Genomic DNA, 18883 nt, shown 5'->3' with positions numbered 1-18883 from the left:
ATGACAGCTTCAACACCATTAGACTTTACCCCTTGGCCGGCCGAATACGCACAATACTATCGCAAGCAAGGATACTGGCAAGACCGAACCCTGTTTGACTGCTTCTCAGCAACCGCAACGCAGTCACCCCACGCTATCGCATTGGTGTGTCAGAATCAGCAATATACCTATCAGCAGCTGCAACAGAAAATAGCCGGACTGTCAGCCGGCTTACTTGCTCTGGGATTAAAACCCGGTGACAACGTCGTGCTGCAAATGGCAAATGAGCCAGCATTTTACATCTGCTTCTTTGCCTTAACCCTCAAAGGGATCAAACCGATTCTCGCGCTGCCGGCCCATCGGCACATAGAGTTAAGCTACTTTTGTCAGCACGCGGCGGCTAAAGCCTATATTTGCTCTGATCAGATTGTGGGTTTTGACAGCCAAAAACAGGCTTTGCAGTTGCTGGAGACTTGCCCGTCCCTCCAATTCGCCATCACCTCAGGCAGCGCTTCACACCCCGGGATCACGCCGCTCGACACCCTCTATTCAGCCCCCTGCTACCAGCAGTACAGTCAGCCCGGCGATGTCGCCTTTTATCAGTTATCCGGCGGCACAACCGGTACATCAAAGTTAATACCAAGAACGCACAATGACTATGTATACAGCGTGATTGGCAGCATTGAGATTTGCCGCTTCACCCCGGACACCAACTATCTGTGTGTGCTGCCTGTGGCGCATAACTTTCCGTTGAGTTCACCGGGCTCTCTCGGGGTCTTTTTCTCTGGTGGCAGCGTCATACTGGGGCAAGATTCATCCCCAAAAGCGGCGTTTGAACTGATCGAACGCCACAAAGTGACCGTATCTGCGCTGGTGCCGCCTCTGGCGTTACTCTGGATGCAGTATGCCCCTGCCGCAGGCGAGGATATCTCCAGCCTGCAACTGGTGCAGGTCGGCGGGGCGAAATTCAGTCAAAGCGCGGCACAACAATTGCCGGAGACACTGAACTGTCAATTACAGCAGGTATTTGGCATGGCGGAAGGTCTGGTCAATTACACGCGGTTAGATGATCCGCTTGATATCATCGTCTCGACCCAAGGACGGCCGATTTCTCCCGATGATGAAGTGTTAGTTGTTAATGAAGATGGTGAGCCGGTGCCTGTCGGTCAGGAGGGGCAATTACTGACACGAGGCCCCTACACCATACGCGGCTATTATCGGGCAGCCGAACATAACCGGCGCGCCTTCAACCATGACGGGTTTTATTCGACCGGAGATTTAGTCAGGCTGACGCAGGACGGCAACATCATTGTCACCGGGCGTGATAAAGATCAGATCAACCGCGGTGGCGAAAAGATTGCGGCCGAAGAGGTGGAAAACCTTTTATTACAGCACCCGGATGTACACGATGCTGCCCTCATTGCAGTACCCGATGAATTTCTTGGCGAACGCAGCTGTGCGATTGTGGTCTTGGAGAATCAGGATACACCGCTCAAGCCTATCGTGCTCAAACGTTTCTTGCATGAAAAGGGGCTGGCTGAGTATAAAATTCCCGATCAGATTCATTGGATCACGGTGTTACCCAAAACACCGGTCGGTAAAATCAATAAGAAACGGCTCAGGGAACAGTTCTCGTCCCGTCAGTTGAAGACCGGTTCGGCCTGACCATCCTGCTGAAAATCAGCTCGCGACAAAAAACCGATTTCATCTGAAATCGGTTTTTGCTTGCCTGTTTACGGTGCGATCCATTTATCGCATCAAATGTAAGCTGAGGCGACTAGGCAACCTCATGCGCTTGCATCTGATGGTGTTGCGCACTGACCATCAGTTGCCACCATCCTCTCAAGGTCACTTGCTTCATCACCTCAGAGAACGCGACATTTACACCTTGCTTGCGCCATCTTTCCAATAAATTCATCGCACGGATAGAATCCAGACCAAGCAGCATCAGATTCTCATCCACATCGATATCGTCGGTCTCCAGATCTAACATCTCTGCCACATCTTTTTGCATCGCTGCCAGATTGATTACCGGCGCAGACTGCGCGCTGTGATTGATTTCTTCAATCACACGCTGAGCCGACTTCACGCTCCCGGCCCTGCCCGTGACATACGCCAGTGCATATTGATGGTCTGTCGGTGAAAAATCGGCGACCGCATCACCGACCACAAACGGTTGAATATCGAGCATAAAGGCATCAAGTGCCGTCGAAAGAATGCCGATATGGGCATAAACCCCGACGATAATCAGCTGATCGCGTCCTGTTTCATGCATCCATTCAAGCAGCGGGGTTTTCTTAAATGCGCTATAGCGCCATTTGGTGTAAATCATATCGTTCGCTTGCGGGGCGAGATCCGCGATGATTTCGGTATCCCGGGTTAACCCGGTCCCCCAAAAGTCGGTCAGGAGCGCACGCTCTTGCGGATCTTGATTGGCCGGTTGTGCGGTATAAACAATCGGTATACCTGCCGCATTCGCAGCCTGTTTGACAGACTGAATCTGTTTAATGAGATCAGGGACTGGCGCAGCCTGCTTATCGAAAAAATTAATGAAGTAATCCTGCATATCGTGGATCAGCAGAACGGCTTTTTTTGCATCTAACTGCCAATCGACCTTGTTTGCCGGAAAAGCATCCTGTGAGGGCATTTGATATGCGGCTATCTTGGGAATCGCCATGGTGATTATCCTTGTTGATCAAAATGGTTAATAAAAATAATGAATTCAAAATGGTTGAGAAAAACGGCTGACTCGTTTGCGATCCAATCCCGGCTGGCGAACTGATAGTATTCGCGAACTGATAGTATTCGCGAACTGATAGTATTCGCGAACTAATACCATTCGCGAACTCCTACCCTTCGTTCGGGCTCATCTCGAATTACCGATTAAATGTTAACGATTATCATTCCCAAAATAATAAACAGCCTGTTGAATAAAATCAATTGATAATGAGAGCTATTCGCAATAAAGTACTCACCTATTATTATTGCCCGGCGCGACGACGGGATGCTTTCTCTGTCACAGAGTCGATAAACAGAGTCAATGACAGAGAATCGATCCAAGACAACTTGCGCCCGATAGCCATTGGAGCTTGCTATGCCTCGCTTATTATTTTTCCTCTTGGGCGTCATTGGTTCCGTCTTCATCGCAGGATGCAACGACACCACAACCGACGCCACAGCCAATACCGCTACAGATACCGCTCTGACGGTTTCTCAAGGCTGGCCGAAAACCATTGCTGGCCCTTACGGCACCGTCACCCTGAACAAACCACCACAGCGCATTGTCTCCACCAGCGTTTCAATCACCGGGACCTTGCTAACCATTGATGCACCGCTGATTGCCTCAGGCGGTGCACGCCCCAATACGCTTGTGGCAGACAAAAATGGTTTCTTTCATCAGTGGAATCAAGTCGCCTATCGCCGCGATATCAAACCCTTATATCAGGGCGTGGCCAATGCTGAAGCAGTCGCCAAAGAAAAACCCGATCTGATCATTGTGTCTGCAACCGGTGGTGACTCCGCCCTAAAGCTTTATCAACAGTTTTCGACGATCGCGCCGACACTGGTGATCAATTACGATGATAAAAGCTGGCAGGCGTTAGCGCGGCTACTGGGTTCGATAACCGACAGAAGCCAACAGGCCGAATCGGCTATTGAAAGATTTGATAACAGAATCAAGACACTAAAATCGCGCATTGCACTACCGCCACAACCCGTCTCAGCTATGGTCTATTACGGTGATAACCGCGGCGGTAACTTCTGGACGGCGGACTCGGCTCAGGGGCAAATACTCAGCTTACTCGGCTTCACGTTAAGCCCGCTCCCCGATGAGCTGAAGAACAATCATCAAATGGGAAACCGCAAAGATATTGTGCCCGTCAACGGAGAAAAATTTGCCGATGCCATCACCGGCAACTCAGTGCTGCTCTTTGCTGCGGATCAAGCGATTGTCGAACAGGCGAAACACAATCCATTTATTGCCCACCTGCCAGCGATTCGCCAAGGCCATGTTTTTGCAATGGGCAACGACTCTTTCAGACTCGATTACTACAGTGCGATGAACTTACTCACCACACTGGATATGACCTTTCACCGATAAATCTTCTCACCGATAAACTTTCGTCAGCCAAAACCGCCTTATGCTGAGGCGGTCAGGCTTCATTCGCCGTCGCTGGCGATGTGTCTGTGAGCGGTTCCTGAGGCGCTAAAGCAGGATCAAATAAGGTTGCCTGCCGCAGAGAGCGAAATGCCATCACCATCAACAGGCCGATCCCGGTCGCCCCGAGTCCAAAACTCAATACGGATACCGCCGGGGCCATTACTTTACCAAGAGCGCCGAGCCCCAGCGCCCCGGCCGAGTCACCGGTCACATCCTGCGCGGTCCACAAACTACTGACCCGCCCTAACAAATGATCAGGCGTATGACCCTGCACAATTGAATATTGGATCAGTGACGCAACAGAACCGGCATAGCCGTAAACCACCAGAATGACTAAAAACAGCCAAAAGTTACCGGTCAGCCCCATCAAAACAATGGAGACGAAAGTCCCCATCGTGGCATAAATCATCACCATGCCCGGCTGGCGTGACGTTTTCACCCACCCGGAGGTTAAAGCCCCGATCATCGCCCCCAGAGGAATGGCCGAATACATCAAACCGGCATTCGTCGCATTACCGGTAAATGTTTCTAATGCCAGCGCCGGAAACATCACCCGAACCGCGGTTGCCAACGTTTCTAACGTGCCGAAGACCACCACACAACCGACGACTTTATTGGCAAACAAGAACTGCACGCCCTCATACAAGGACCGTAAAGGATTCACCGGTGTTTGATGGGTGGGTTGCATTGCCGGTAACCTGAACAGTGGAATCAGGGTGCCCAATGTACCAACCGATGCTGCCAAATAGTTCCAACTGACATCACCCCATGCAATGATCAGCCCGCCGATTGCCGGTGACAGCACCATCCCGATACGCACGGTGAGCATGCTCAAGGCGGCAGCAGCCGGCAGATTTTCCCGCCCGACAATCACCGGAAGAGAAGCCATCAGAGCCGTCATCCCCAGCGCCCCGAAAAAGCCATCCCATACCGAGAGTATATAAAGCGCACTCAGCGATGCATCCGCCAGTAAACTATTCAGAGCCAATGCACCAAAGCCGATGCCACAGGTCGCCCGTGCCATTAAAATCAGTTTGCGTCGGTCATACTGATCAGCCAGAACCCCGCCCAATAACAGTCCAACAAACATCCCGATGCCGTCTAAGGCCATAATCAGCCCCACTTGCAGGGTCGAGCCGGTCATCTGATGAATCTGAATGGGTACTGCGACCGTCATCATGCCTAAAGCAAGCACGGACATCATTCGGGCAATGAAGACCATTCGAAAGTGAGGGTTTTGTTTCAGCAGGCTAAAATCTAAGAACAGTTTGGGTGTTTTCATCATCTTCTACATTAAAATTTGAGACATTGTAAGGCATTACGCTTCATGACGAGTGTCTGAAGGTTGAACATTCTAATCATTTATTTATAATAATGGAAATGATAATTATTTTTATTAAGATTCATGAATCAGCAATTTTCTCCGTCCCGAACGTCTCACCAAGATGTAACAACATCGAGCCGCAGTGCCTTCACGCATGAACCGCGATTCAGCCTGTCCGGTAAACTGATGGGTCTGATAGCCGCCCTGATGATACTTGCCACCGCCAGCCTGTTTATCGGTGCCAAAAGTATCTCACCCGGCATGGTGGTGGATGGATTACTCGCGCAAGCGAACACCACCGAAAGTTTGATTATTATCGAGAGTCGCCTCCCCAGAACCCTGACGGGGTTATTGGTCGGTGCTGCCTTAGCGGTTGCCGGATGCTTAATTCAGTCGATCACACGAAATCCCCTTGCCGATCCCGGCATTCTTGGCGTCAATGCCGGGGCGAGTTTCTTTGTGCTGACGGGGATCATCCTGCTGGGCAACCACAGCATGGCCGAACACCTCTGGCTGGCGTTTTTCGGCGCAATGTTCACCAGCATTTTTGTGTATTTTGTCGGCACATATAAAGAAGCCCGAGTGAACCCGCTCAAAATTACATTGGCCGGGATTGCTATCGGAGCGCTGCTGGCCGGGATTGCTTCGTCGATGACCCTGATGAATCCAGAGGCATTCGATGCGATGCGTTTCTGGGATGCCGGCTCGCTGGACATTCGTGATCGGTCACTCGCCTTGATGGCCGTTTTGCCGGTTCTGGCCGGGGTGATTACAGCACTGGCGATTGCGCCCGCCTTAGATAATCTGTCACTCGGCGAAGATATCGCGCAAGGTTTAGGCACTCATGTAAGACTGGTGCAACTGAGCGCTCTGTTTGCGATTGCCCTGCTCTGTGGCAGCGCCACCGCGATTGCAGGCCCGATTGGCTTCATCGGCTTAATGATTCCCCATATTGCGCGTCGTCTGTCTGGCCCGAACCAGCTTTGGCTGACGCTGTATGCTATTGTTCTCGGACCGCTCTTGCTCATCAGTGCTGACATGGTTGGCCGGGTGATTGCCGTCAATGAGATTCGTGTCTCCATTGTGACTGCGTTTGTCGGCGCGCCGGTGCTGATTTATTTGGCGCGTCAGGTCACCTCTTTTGGCAAATTATGATGCAACCATCCCATACCATTTTAATCGGCAGCCAAACCGGCCGGATCAATCTTCTGCTCGCTAAGCGCACGCTCAAGTGGTGCTTTATCCTGCTCCTGTTCACCGTCGGTGTTGCGATTTTTGCCCTCGCCACCGGGCAGTTGAAAACGACCTTTTCTGAGCTGTCACAAGTGCTGTTTGGGGAAGGAGAACGATTCCTCACCACGGTCGTGCTCGAATGGCGGCTGCCCCGGCTCACATCCGCATTAGTGTTCGGTGCCGCACTGGGCGTCAGTGGTGCCCTGTTTCAGTCTCTGATCCGTAACCCGCTCGGCAGTCCTGATGTGATTGGCTTTAACACCGGTGCCTATACCGGCGCACTGGTGGTCATCATTTTGTTCGGCGGTGGCAGCTTGCAGATCGCTTGCGGTGCAATCGTCGGGGGGATTGTTTGTGCCGGTTTGGTGTACGGGCTGGCGTTTAAACAAGGAATACAAGGCTTTCGTCTGATTATTATCGGGATTGGTGTGAGTGCCATGTTGAGTGCTTTGAATACCTGGATGATGATTTCGAGCAACTTAGAAACCGCAATGGCCGCTGCACTGTGGGGGGCCGGTTCACTCAATGGCGTCAGTTGGCATCAGGTTGTGCCGTCACTGTCTTTCATTTCGGCCGCTTTACTGGCCGCGGCCATGCTGGCGAGAAAGCTGAACCTCCTCGAAATGGGAGATGACAGCGCCAATATGCTGGGGATCAACAGTGAAAGAACCCGTCAGCTGGCGATGTTATGCGGTGTCATTTTAACCGCAGCCGTCACAGCCACTGCCGGGCCGATTGCTTTCATTGCCCTTGTGGCACCACAACTGGCGAAAAAGCTGACCCGGGAAGGCGGGCTCGCTCTCATACCTGCGGCATTCATGGGGGCCATGCTCCTCACCCTGTCAGACTTTATCGCCGCGAATCTCTTTGCTCCGAATCAGTTACCGGTCGGCATTGTCACTGTCAGTATTGGTGGCTTCTATCTGATTTATCTTTTAATTCAACAATCAGGAAAATGATATGGTGACTGATGTCCCACACTCTACACAAACCCAACCCAGTCGTTTGATAGCTGACAACATCACGCTCGCCTATCAAGATCCGCCCATTACTGAGGGGCTGTCTCTTCACATCCCGGATCATCAGTTTACCGTGATTCTGGGGCCAAATGGGTGTGGCAAATCGACCCTGCTGCGCGGGCTCAGCAAGCTTCTCTCCCCCAGCAAGGGGCAGATCTGTCTGGATGGCAAAAGCCTTGAACAATATCCGCGCAAAGCGCTGGCAAAAGTTCTGGGTCTGCTGCCTCAATCGGCCATCGCCCCCAGTGGTATCACGGTGCATGAACTGGTGGCCAGAGGCCGCTTTCCGCACCAGTCGTTTCTGCGGCGCTGGACACAAGCAGATGAGCAAGCCGTCAATGACGCCATGCAAGCCACCCAGACAGAAGCACTGCGGCAACAAACGGTAGAATCCTTGTCTGGCGGACAACGCCAGCGCGTCTGGGTTGCGATGGTTCTGGCCCAACAGACGCCTTATCTGTTATTGGATGAACCCACAACCTATCTCGATATCGCGCATCAAATCGAATTACTGGAACTGTTCAGAACGCTCAACAGACAAGAGAATCGCACCATCGTGGCGGTCTTGCATGATCTCAATCACGCTTGTCGCTATGCGGATCATTTGATTGTGATGAAATCCGGCGCGGTCATTGCGCAGGGCGCGCCGAAAGCGATCATGAATGAAACTCTGATTCGTCAGGTCTACGGGTTAAACAGCCTCATCATTGATGACCCATTGACCCATACCCCGTTGATCATCCCGAAACCGTGATGTCATGTCAGTCCTCAATACAGCCCGTCCTCAACAACACGGCTCGTCCTCAATGCAATTCGTTTTGAAATACAATTCGTTTTCAACACAGCTAGTTTTTAATGCAGCTAATTTTTAATGCAGCTAATTTTCAATACGATCACGCGCTGCAAAGATTACAAACGTTCCGCGAATTAAAAGTGAATCAAAAAAGAACCGGCTTTACGCCGGTTCTGTGATTTATGCTTGTAGTGTCTTGGTCTGGCACAGCAAGAGATTGAGTTGTTCACCGATATCACGGACATGCTCCGGGGCGAGTATATCTTCGTGAGAACAATCAAAATAGTGCTTGTCCAACTGAGTCAGAAACGGCTGCCACTGCTGATCAATGTCATAGCCCTGCGGCAGGGTTCTTTGGGCAACAAACAGTACGGCACGGCCATCATATTTGGTGGTTCGCGCCCCGGATAACAGCCGGACTGCATCAGCATAGTTGGCCGTGATATCCTTAAACATTGCCGCTCTTTGCTGATCCAGTTCATCATCAGTCACATCATTGGCCGCAAGAAACAGGTCTTTTTCCCGTTCGATTTCATCCTGCGCTTCTTGATTCATCGGGCCGTCCCAATCCTGTCCTTCCGGCGGATAAGTGTCTAACAGCCCCACAAATGCGACTTCTTCCCCCTGTTGCACCAGTTGAGCCGCGAGATGTTGCGCCACAGTGCCACCAAATGAATACCCCAGCAAGTGATACGGCCCGTGGGGTTGCACTTGTTTGAGGGCTTTCATATGAATATCACAAGCCGCTTGCATGTCTGCACCGGCGGCAATCGCTCCGAACGGACGGGGGGACTGGAGACCGACAATCGGATAGTTTCCCTGCAAATATTGCGGTAATCCAGTATATTGCCACGCAAAACCAGACGCAGAATTGATACAGAATAACGCCGGCCCCCGACCGGCGCGGATCGGCAGAACTTCGCCAAATCCGGCCAGAGTCGGATCATTGCGGGCATCATCATCAAGCAGTAATAACGCCAGCTTTGCGACACTCGGGTTAACCATGATCTGGCCAATGGTCACCGGCACATGCAACACCCGCCGAATGTCGGCCGCTAACTTCATCGCCATCAGAGAGTGGCCCCCCAGTGCAAAGAAATCATCTTCCGCAGAGAGTGTGTCAATGCCGAGTACCTCGGCAAAAATCGTAACCAGCTGGGTTTCCAGACCGGGGCGCGCTTTACGCCCGGTCTTCGTGACAATGTCACTTGGCAGCGGCAGTGCTTTACGGTCTAACTTACCGTTCGCACTGAGCGGAAATTGCGTCAGAACGATTACCGCAACCGGAACCATATGCGCCGGAAGATGGGCAGACAATGCCGCTTTCAGGGCGTCACCGTCACCGTATTCGTCATCACTGACAATCACGTACCCCACCAGTTGGCGATCATCAGCGCCAGCCATATGTTTATCTGCACCGAGCGCTTTGGCACATACCACCGCTTGTTTGACCCCCGGTAAAGATTGCAATGCCGTTTCGATCTCTCCCAGTTCAATTCGCTGCCCCCGGATTTTGAGCTGGTCATCACTTCTGCCCAGATATTCAATCTTGCCCGACGGTAACCAGCGCACCACATCTCCGGTACGGTACATGCGTTGCCCATCAGCAAACGGATTGGCAATAAACCGGTCAGCGGTCAGCCCGCTGCGGTTCAGGTAGCCAATCGCCAGTTGATCACCGGCGAGATACAACTCACCCGGCACACCGACCGGCGTTTGCCGCAGAAAGCTATCTAACACATACAGCTGCGTATTCCATACCGGTAAGCCAATCGGGACACTGTGCCCCGGACTCTCATTGAGCGGCTCACCGAATGCCGGGCAATAGGTCACATCGACCGCCGCTTCTGTCGGACCGTATAAATTATGCAGCGGTGCATCGATCCATTGCGCATAAACCCCGGCAAGCTCTTTAGAGAGCGCTTCACCGGAACAAAAGACCCGCTGTAAGCTCGGCGCCACGTTGGTGGTCTGTTGATGATGCGCGGCTACCGATGCCATAAACGCCGCGAGCATTGACGGCACAAAGTGCATCGTGGTGACTTGATAATCGTCAATCACAGCCATCAGCCATTCCGGGTCTTTGTGTGCTTCAGGCGGGGCCATCACTAACGTTGCCCCTTGTATCAGCGGCCAGAAGAACTCCCACACCGACACATCAAAACTGCATGGCGTTTTCTGCAAGACCACATCATCCGGCGTGAGCGGATATGCAGACTGCATCCATTGCAAGCGGTTGACAATCGCCTGATGAGAGACCATCACACCTTTCGGATGACCGGTCGATCCCGAGGTATAGATGATGTATGCGCCGTGCTCAGGACGCAGCGCCTGTGGCTGCGGCACCTCACTGAACGGCGTCGGCTCGGGCAACTGATCTAAGATCAACAGTTCACCGAGTGCCTCAAACCGCGCCTGCTGCCCGGCAGTCGTGATAATGAGTTTTGGCTGCGCATCATGGATCATATAAGCCAGTCGGTCATCCGGATAACTGACGTCAAGCGGCAGATACGCTGCACCACATTCAATAATACTGTTGAAAGCGAGGCTAAGCCTGACGCTTCTTGGCAGGGCGACTGCGACCACATCACCGACGCCCACACCGTGACTGACCAACAGATTCGCAATCGCAATCACTTGCTCCCGCATGGCTTGGTAGCTCAGCCGATGTTCACTGTCGATCAGCGCAATCTGTCCGGGCGTACGTGCTGCCTGTTCAGCCATCAGCGAACGTAACGTCTGCGGGGCGACTTCGGCGTCGGTCCGGTTGACCTGTTGCTGAAGCGTTATTTCTTCATCCAAACGTAAATCGAGTTGTGACAGCGGCTGTTCGGGTGCATGAATCACCGCATCCAGTACCTTTTTAAACCGCTGCATTACTTGCTGTGCAATCCCAACGGTATCCCGGTACTCAAACAAAATATGCAGCTGCTCACCGGGCAGTACCAGAATGGTCAACGGATAGTGGGTATATCCCCGATTGTGAATCCCGGTCAGCGTCGCGCCCTGATAATCTTGACTGTACCAGTGGCCCTGATCAGGATAATTCTCCACCACCAGCAAGGTATCGAATAACGTTTCGCCCCCGGCTAACTGCTGGATTTCCCCCAAACCCAGTTCGTCATGTTCAAGCAGTTGAATCTGTGTGGCCTGATGCGCCTGCAACTGTTCTAACAGGCTCTGCCTCGCCTGCAGCTTCATCCGCACCGGGATGGTATTACTGAACAAGCCGATATGTTCATCAATGCCTTTCACATGGCCGAACCGGCCAGAAACCGGCGTCCCGAACACGACCTCTTCTCGTCCGGTCATACTCGCTAAAATACATGACCAAATCCCCTGCATCAGCGAGTTGATCGTCAGGCCATAATGCCTCAGTCGCTGACTGAGTTGCTCTGTTTTGGCTGCATCGATGATCAGTTCATCGGTGTTGACGTGCGACGTAACCGGGATGTCTTCAAAGGCAATCGTGGGGGTGACGTGTTGCAACACCGCCTGCCAGCGCGCTTGTGCCGCCGCTTTATCCCTTTGTTTCAGTTGACTGACAACATCCGCATAGCGAACTGACACCGGCGGCAGGTGCGGATTGCCTGTTGCATACGCACTCAGAAAATCACCCAGTAAAATCGGGGTTGACCAGCCATCAACAACCAAGTGATGCGCACCAATCAACAGCGTACTGTCGGCCTGACCATGATGAATCAGCGTCGCTTCCAGTAATGATTCATCGGGGTCATTGAGATCAAACTGACGCCGCAATGCCTGCTGTTCTGCCCGGACAAGCGCGGCCTGTTGCTGTTGCGCGCACGCGGAGCGGAGATCAAGATACGTCAACGGCCATGCCGCACCAGCCTGAGGAATCAACTGCACCGCCCGGCCTAAAACCGAGCTATCGAATTGAGCCAACAGTTGCGGATGACGGGCCAGCACAGCATTCAACGCTTGGCGGACTCGCTGTGGTTCGAGCTCGCCCCGGAAGGTCAGTCTGGTGATTGAATTGTAATTGCTATTTTCATCCCCGGTCTGCGACTGGAACAGTAAGCCTTCTTGCAGCGGCAAGGCGGGCAAGATATCGCGCAGCGGCCCAAAACGATCGGAGAACGTCGCGATGTCACTGAGCGACACCCCGTCCTCAGTCAATTCAGCCGGAACCCGCAGCGCCACCTCAGGGGCGGATTGGCTTCCCAGCCAGCGAAGCATCACCGCAAGCTGTTGGCTGATCTGCTCGACAACGGCATCGATCTCTGCCTCGCTGAACTGAGCCTCATCCCACGCCCAGTTCAGCGCAAATCTCGGCTCATGATGACTTTCATCGACAAAAATATTCAGCTCTAACGGATGTAGCAACGGATAATCGCTGTTTAACGCAACCGCAAATGTGTCGGCAAATTTCCCGGCCCGGCTGAGGGGGGACCATGTCTCCTGTGACGACGCAAACCGGCCAAGATAATTGAACAGCAGTGAAGCGGGATGACGGGCTGATAAGGTGGTGAGCGTCTCGCGATGCGGGTTATCTAAGTATCGCAAAGCCATGTAGCCCAATCCTCTGTCTTTGACCCCTCGTTTTGATTGCTTCACTTGTTTGAGTAATGCCGGGATCTCACCGTCTGCGGGCAGATCAATCACGGCCGGAAATTCGGTTGTAAACCACCCCAAGGTTTGACTGAGATGAAGTGAGGCGTCAAATTCTTCACGGCCATGCGCTTCTAAATGCAGTTTGATCGCCGTTTGTTGATAGCACGCCCCCAGCGCAGCGGTGACAGCGGCAAGCAACAATTCATCGACGTCAATTGCCTGTGTCTCTTGGCAATCACGAAGCATGTCGTGTGTCAGCTGGGCCGATAACATGCGACGACGATGCACCACTCGCCCCGGTGCCGCTTGCGGTTTTAAGGGTGCAATCTGCCGCGATGCCAGTGCAATCCAGTCTGGCGCTTGCCGGGCCAGCTGTGGCAAATGTTGATAGAGCGCTTGCGACCATGAATTGATCCCAGTCTCTTCCGGCGTGATATCAGCCGGGCGACCACTCACTTGCGCCCGGACGAAAGCTTGCAACTGGGGCAGTAAAATTCGCCACGATACGCCGTCAATTATCAGGTGATGGGCAAGTATCATCAGTCCGCTGCGCCCGGCGCGATCGCGCATCTGAATCAGCCGCAGCATTGCACGGTCTGGCAATAACATGGTACTGCAGCGCCCGAATACCCCATCTAAATCAGCGTGTTCGAGATCTGCAACTTGAAGCGTCTCGATCCAATCGTCAACCGCGAGCTGATCCATTGACTCGATTCGATAACGCCCCGCCTGTTTTATCAGTCGGCAAGCGGAATGAGTGGCAACCAGTTGTGTCAGTCCGGCCTGAAGATGATGACGGGTGATATCGGATTCAATGGCAACAAACACGCCTTGCACATAACTGGTATCTTCGGCAAAGGTTTCTTCAAACCAACGCCACATCGGCAGCGGCTGAATTTCTCCCTCCTGCTCGCGTGTCACCTGACGACGCAGGGGTTGCATCAACGCAGCCATTGCGCCTAACTGACGTGCTGAGAAGATCTCCCGGGGGCGCAGTTCATACCCCGCCTTTCTCAGTCGCGTTCCCAGACTCATGGCTGAAATACTATCGCCCCCCAAAGCAAAGAAGTCATCTGCGGTTCCGACCCGCTCAGCACCGAGTAACTCAGCCACGGCATCACACAAAACCTGCTCTTGATGATTCTCCGGCGCCACCCATGCCTGCCCCGATACAACCACAGGTTTCGGCAGGGCTTTTCTGTCGATTTTACCGTTCACATTGAGCGGAAACTGCGCCAGAATCACTACTGCCGCAGGGACCATATATGCAGGAACGGTCGCCGCGACTTGCGCCAGCAAGGCTTGCTCATCGAGCAAAGTTGGCGCGTGATGCACCAAGGTACAATACGCGATCAGTCGATCGGATTGACCATGACGCTCAGCAATGACCACGGTGTTTGCAACACCATCAATGGCATTGATTGCACTTTCGACATCCCCCAGCTCAATGCGGAACCCGCGAATTTTGACCTGATCATCACACCGGCCGATAAAGTCGAGCTGACCATTGTCGCGCCATTTGACTAAATCTCCGGTGCGATACATGATTTGCCCCTCATCAAACGGGTTCGCCACAAAGCGCTCGGCGGTCATCCCGGCTTGGTTTAAATAGCCTTTTGCCAGCCCGGCCCCCGCCAGATACAACTCACCAACAACCCCGACCCCAACCGGATTCAGCTGTTGATTTAATACATAAGCCTTGGTGTTTAATATTGGCTGGCCGATCACGGGAGTGTCATCTGCATCCAGTGATGCACTCACGGCATCCACGGTAAATTCGGTTGGCCCGTAGCAGTTTTCAACCTGTAATTCCGGGTAACTTTTGAGCCTCGTCCAGAGATGCTCAGGCACCGCTTCACTGCCGATCAGCACCAGTGAAGGGACATGCCCGGCGTCCATCAAGCCGTTATCGAGCATCTGGCTCAACAGCGACGGCGGCAGATCCAAAGCATTAATCTGATCGCGTGCGACGCTGTCGGTCAGTTCCTGCGCATCTTTACGCTGCTCATCGTCGTACAGATACAGGGTATGGCCACAGAGCATCCAGATCACTTGTTCCCAAGAGGCATCAAATGAGAACGATGTGGTGTGCGCAGCCCGGACCTGCACCTCATGCACGGCACACTGTTGTTGTGAGGCAAGCCGTTCCGTCGTGCGGGCAAATATCGTGTGCAGGTGTGAATGTAATAAGTTCAGCAATGCCCCGTGGGTATTCATGACGCCTTTCGGCTGACCTGTCGAACCTGAGGTGAAGACAATATAGGCCACATCTGTGGCCGCGATCTCAAGATGTGTCGATGCCGTTAGCGGCTGGTCGGCAAGCGCATGCAGCGTGATGCAATCTGTCAGGTGTTGCCATGCCAGTGATGCCGTCTGTTCAACAATCACCCCTTTGGGCTGAGCCTGCGTTAATATGGTTTCGATCCGCTCCTGAGGATAAGCCAGATCAATCGGCAGATAGACCGCCCCCGTGCGTAGCGTTGCCAGCATCGTGATGATGGTTTCGGCGCTGCGGGGTAAAGCGACCCCGATAATATCGCCTTTGCCGATGCCGAAAGATTGCAGCTGCTGCGCCCGCTCGTCGATAGCCTGCCCGAGCCGGGCAAAAGTCCAGTGCTGCGTACCAAAGCACAGCGCCACAGCATCCGGTTTCTGTTTGATCTGCTCAGCCAGTACAGCACATACACTCGTCTGTTGCGGCACCGCATGTCGTCTGTTGCCGGTTGACCATTGCGTGATCTGCGCATGTTCATCTGCCGGGATCAGCGCAAGTGCATCCAGCGACAGCCCGGGCTGAGCGGCAATCTGTTCAACCATACAGGCAAACCGCCGGGCATGTAGCATCAATGACTGGCGGGTATATTTCTCAGCATTGGCGGTCAGTGTCAGACGCAGTTGGTCATGCTGAAGCCGGGGAGAGAATTCAATCTCGTCAATCGGACCGGCTGACAAAATGTGGGTATAACCGGTCGTGCCGGCCAGATTCACCGTATCTTCAAAGGGTTTGTAGTTCAGGACCGGCCCATACAGCGGTTGGCCGACTTTGCCTGCGTCGCGCTGAATCTGCTCTGCATCGTACATTTGATGGCGGCGGGTCTGACGGATGGCCTGATTCATCGCCCGGGCAACATCCGAGATAGTCATGGTGGGATTGACGGTCAGTGTCAACGGTAACACATTCACCACTGCGCCGGTTGAACTCGCCGCCACACTGCCCATGCGGCGCATAAACGGAAAGCCGACACACAAGTGCTGTTCACCTGAGAGTAAATGGAGATAGGCAAAGACCAGCGCCATAGCAAATTCAGAAGGGAGCACTTGATTACCTTCGCGCTGTAACCATGCTCCGCCGGCTAAATCAATCGTGAACGTCTCGACACCGGTCGCCGCCGTCTGTCGTCCGCCAGTGACACACGATATCCGGTCAGGCAATTGGCGGACATGTTGTTGCCAGAAACTGCGTGCTTTTTGCAACGATTCAGACTGATAAAACTGCTGATGCTCGACAATCACGTCTTTAAAAGGGGTAAACGGGGCCGGCCCCGGGCTGCCTGACATCCATCGATTGTACTCACCGACAATATACTGTGTGATGGCGTTAAAACTGAACCCATCCACATCAATATGATGATAACGCTGATACCAGAGCCATACCGGCCGACGATTGTCACTGACCGCGATCAGACAGTGCCGGTATCTTGGCCGGTCGGCCCGGAGATCAATCGGTGTCGCGAGATCGGCTTGCATCCACGCCAGAGCGGCATCATAAGCTTGTGCTGCCTGAGAGAAATCCATGATTTCTAAGACATCTTGTTCAGGGAGCGCCCCACGGCTCCTCTGTTTAATTTCCCCCTCGACCTCGACATATTGCTGATGCAGCGAATCAGCAGCGGCGACACCAAGCTGAACCGCCTGCGTAAAGCAGGCTAAATCAATCGCACCGTCAATCCTGATGTAATGCGCGACATTCAATGATTCAGGTTTTGGCATCACTTGTTGCCCAAACCAGATCCCCTGCTGCGTACCAGTCAGATCAAACAGTTCTTCTGGTATCTGGTGGTCTTTCATTTGTCCATTCCTTTAAAAATAATGATTGTTTTTTTATCGTTTTTGGTGGGTTTGCGGTGCCGGTTATACCCGGATGTCTTGCCAATGGGTTTCGATGTAATCGATGCAACGCTGCTTATCACATGGACCAAAGGTGTTTTCCCAACCGGCAGGTGTCGGCTTAAACTCAGGCCACAGGCTGTACTGACCTTGATGATTGATCAGGACCATGAACTGATTCTCAGGATCATCAAAAGGGTTAATGTATTGTTCTGACATATCTGACTCCGCGTAGGCTGAATAAAGATTCACAATGAAAAAATGGAAGAGAGGCCGTCGATGATGCCGCCACGCCAACACAGACGTTCATGGCCACCGTCGAAAACCCGGTATTGGATGTTGTGCTGCTGAGCAGCGAGTTGGTGGTACATATCCTGACTGAGGTCAACCATCACGTCTTCGCCACGGCCGACTTCGATAAAGATGTTCAAACAAGCGCCCTGCCCCAAGCCCTCATGTACCTGTCGGCTCATCTCACTCAGCAAATGCGGTGATTCCGGGGTGACGTAGTCACCGGGCGGTTTGACGAGAGAAAAATCTGGCCACCAGAATGAACCGGACTGACACACCACCGAACCAAAGCGTTCCGGCCAGTTCAGGGCCGCATACATGGCGGCTAACCCACCGAGACTCTGGCCCACGACAACGGTATGGTGCGGATCGGTGCTGAGCGGGAAATAACCAGACACCAAAGGAAATAACTCTTGAATGATTGCCTGCCAAAACGTGGCGTTACAGCCCAGATCATCATGGCGCTGGCGGCCATCGATTTCATCAATCAGTACATAGACGGCTTCAGGTAAGGCACCGTCTTGGGTGGCACATAACAACGCATCATAAATCGGCAGCGATTCTGACCAGAAACGGCCATCCAGGACCACCACCACCGGTAATGCTTTGGTTTTAGCAGCATAGGATACTGACGGCACCGTTGGCTCGGCGGCAGCGGTCGTATACAGCCAGACCTGACGGCTGCCGTGTAACATGTCACTGTGCCAGTCGATGATTTCCGTGGCTCTGGCCGTCGGTTGTCCGCCACGCTGATCGAACGATTGCCAGTGAGGCTGAGCGGGAGCGTCCGGCATATGCAGCGGTGTCTTGAGATGCCCCCATGCACAATGAGTCAGCTGGTTTAAACTCAGTTGATCGCGACAACTCAATGGAAACAGGCGCTGTAACCATTGGCGGTGCTGCGCTCTTTTCTCATGATACTCCCCGACATAATCGGGCTGAATCAGTGCGGCGGTCACCGGCATAAATGCATATCCGCCCCGCCAACTCAGGGGGATTGAAGCAACGTAATACCACACATCGCTACCGTCTATCCGGGTCAGCTGAGCCATATTGAAGCTGTGATGATCGGTGATCCCGTTCATATCAATATACACAGCTTGGATTTCTGCGTCCCCCGCCGGTGATGACGGCTGCCGCCAGAGAAAGATGACCTCCGCATAGCCATCGGCAACGGTCGCGATGATCGGGGTCCCTTCTGCCTTTATGATTTGCCACCATGTTTCATCACCGAGATGACAATTTTCTCTGTTGAGATACTCGCCAATTCTTGTCATACGCGGGGTGGTGTGTCCTTGAGTGTTTTCAAAAATCATAACTATTCCGATTGATCGGCCACCGACTCATTCATAGAAAAAGTGGTCAAGTGGCACAAATTTACCTGATTGATTATTGTAAATAAT

At 53.0% G+C, this 18883-nt stretch carries 10 protein-coding genes; 5 read left to right on the top strand and 5 right to left on the bottom strand.

Annotated features, from left to right (window positions below; genetic code table 11):
- On the top strand, window positions 1-1644 hold the full coding sequence (locus OCV37_RS06295; RefSeq protein ID WP_038181212.1) for a (2,3-dihydroxybenzoyl)adenylate synthase: 1644 nt from the start codon (window positions 1-3) through the stop codon (window positions 1642-1644).
- Between the two features lie 112 nt (window positions 1645-1756).
- Here OCV37_RS06295 and OCV37_RS06290 read toward each other — a convergent pair whose 3' ends face one another.
- Window positions 1757-2656, bottom strand: coding sequence for an isochorismatase family protein (locus tag OCV37_RS06290; protein ID WP_038181214.1), 900 nt, complete (start codon window positions 2654-2656; stop codon window positions 1757-1759).
- Window positions 2657-3073: 417 nt separating this feature from the next.
- Here OCV37_RS06290 and fepB point away from each other — a divergent pair, with 417 nt between their 5' ends.
- Complete coding sequence (gene fepB / locus OCV37_RS06285) at window positions 3074-4078, top strand: Fe2+-enterobactin ABC transporter substrate-binding protein (protein ID WP_038181216.1); 1005 nt, start codon at window positions 3074-3076, stop codon at window positions 4076-4078.
- Window positions 4079-4130: 52 nt separating this feature from the next.
- Here the strand turns inward: fepB and entS are convergent, their stop codons facing one another.
- Window positions 4131-5420, bottom strand: a complete 1290-nt coding sequence (gene entS, locus OCV37_RS06280; RefSeq protein ID WP_038181220.1) for an enterobactin transporter EntS — start codon at window positions 5418-5420, stop codon at window positions 4131-4133.
- 123 nt (window positions 5421-5543) lie between these two features.
- Between entS and OCV37_RS06275 the strand changes: the two genes are divergently transcribed.
- Genes OCV37_RS06275 through OCV37_RS06265 form a run of 3 tightly spaced genes read left to right on the top strand, consistent with a single transcriptional unit; the run spans window position 5544 to window position 8468 of the window.
- Window positions 5544-6617 carry an iron chelate uptake ABC transporter family permease subunit gene (locus tag OCV37_RS06275; protein WP_038181223.1) on the top strand — a complete coding sequence of 358 codons (1074 nt, stop codon included), beginning with the start codon at window positions 5544-5546 and terminating at the stop codon, window positions 6615-6617.
- Window positions 6614-7654 (top strand): iron-enterobactin ABC transporter permease, encoded by a 1041-nt coding sequence (gene fepG / locus OCV37_RS06270; RefSeq protein WP_261888134.1) that lies wholly within the window; start codon window positions 6614-6616, stop codon window positions 7652-7654. Before OCV37_RS06275 ends, fepG begins: the two co-directional genes overlap by 4 nt.
- Before the next feature lies 1 nt (window position 7655).
- Window positions 7656-8468, top strand: coding sequence for an ABC transporter ATP-binding protein (locus tag OCV37_RS06265; protein WP_051680541.1), 813 nt, complete (start codon window positions 7656-7658; stop codon window positions 8466-8468).
- A gap of 219 nt (window positions 8469-8687) precedes the next feature.
- Here the strand turns inward: OCV37_RS06265 and OCV37_RS06260 are convergent, their stop codons facing one another.
- The 3 genes from OCV37_RS06260 to fes all read right to left on the bottom strand — a co-directional run bounded on the left by OCV37_RS06260 (window position 8688) and on the right by fes (window position 18796).
- A complete protein-coding gene (locus OCV37_RS06260) occupies window positions 8688-17150 on the bottom strand; it encodes a non-ribosomal peptide synthetase (RefSeq protein ID WP_038181227.1) in 8463 nt (2820 codons plus the stop codon).
- Window positions 17151-17213: 63 nt separating this feature from the next.
- Window positions 17214-17408 (bottom strand): MbtH family protein, encoded by a 195-nt coding sequence (locus tag OCV37_RS06255; RefSeq protein WP_038181231.1) that lies wholly within the window; start codon window positions 17406-17408, stop codon window positions 17214-17216.
- A 29-nt stretch (window positions 17409-17437) separates the two neighbouring features.
- Window positions 17438-18796: an enterochelin esterase gene (fes, locus tag OCV37_RS06250; RefSeq protein ID WP_038181233.1), complete on the bottom strand. Its 1359-nt coding sequence runs from the start codon at window positions 18794-18796 to the stop codon at window positions 17438-17440.
- Window positions 18797-18883: the final 87 nt, after the last annotated feature.

Source organism: Vibrio rhizosphaerae (assembly GCF_024347095.1).
GTDB lineage: Bacteria > Pseudomonadota > Gammaproteobacteria > Enterobacterales > Vibrionaceae > Vibrio > Vibrio rhizosphaerae.
The sequence above is the reverse complement of the archived record's forward strand: the minus strand, read 5'-3'. Positions and strand labels throughout refer to the sequence as shown.

Excerpts from the sequence above, each read along its gene's own strand:
- OCV37_RS06295 (WP_038181212.1), top strand. The coding sequence starts at position 1 with ATGACAGCTTCAACACCATTAGACTTTACCCCTTGGCCGGCCGAATAC.
- OCV37_RS06290 (WP_038181214.1), bottom strand. The coding sequence starts at position 2,656 with ATGGCGATTCCCAAGATAGCCGCATATCAAATGCCCTCACAGGATGCT.
- fepB (WP_038181216.1), top strand. The coding sequence starts at position 3,074 with ATGCCTCGCTTATTATTTTTCCTCTTGGGCGTCATTGGTTCCGTCTTC.
- entS (WP_038181220.1), bottom strand. The coding sequence starts at position 5,420 with ATGAAAACACCCAAACTGTTCTTAGATTTTAGCCTGCTGAAACAAAAC.
- OCV37_RS06275 (WP_038181223.1), top strand. The coding sequence starts at position 5,544 with ATGAATCAGCAATTTTCTCCGTCCCGAACGTCTCACCAAGATGTAACA.
- fepG (WP_261888134.1), top strand. The coding sequence starts at position 6,614 with ATGATGCAACCATCCCATACCATTTTAATCGGCAGCCAAACCGGCCGG.
- OCV37_RS06265 (WP_051680541.1), top strand. The coding sequence starts at position 7,656 with ATGGTGACTGATGTCCCACACTCTACACAAACCCAACCCAGTCGTTTG.
- OCV37_RS06260 (WP_038181227.1), bottom strand. The coding sequence starts at position 17,150 with ATGAAAGACCACCAGATACCAGAAGAACTGTTTGATCTGACTGGTACG.
- OCV37_RS06255 (WP_038181231.1), bottom strand. The coding sequence starts at position 17,408 with ATGTCAGAACAATACATTAACCCTTTTGATGATCCTGAGAATCAGTTC.
- fes (WP_038181233.1), bottom strand. The coding sequence starts at position 18,796 with ATGATTTTTGAAAACACTCAAGGACACACCACCCCGCGTATGACAAGA.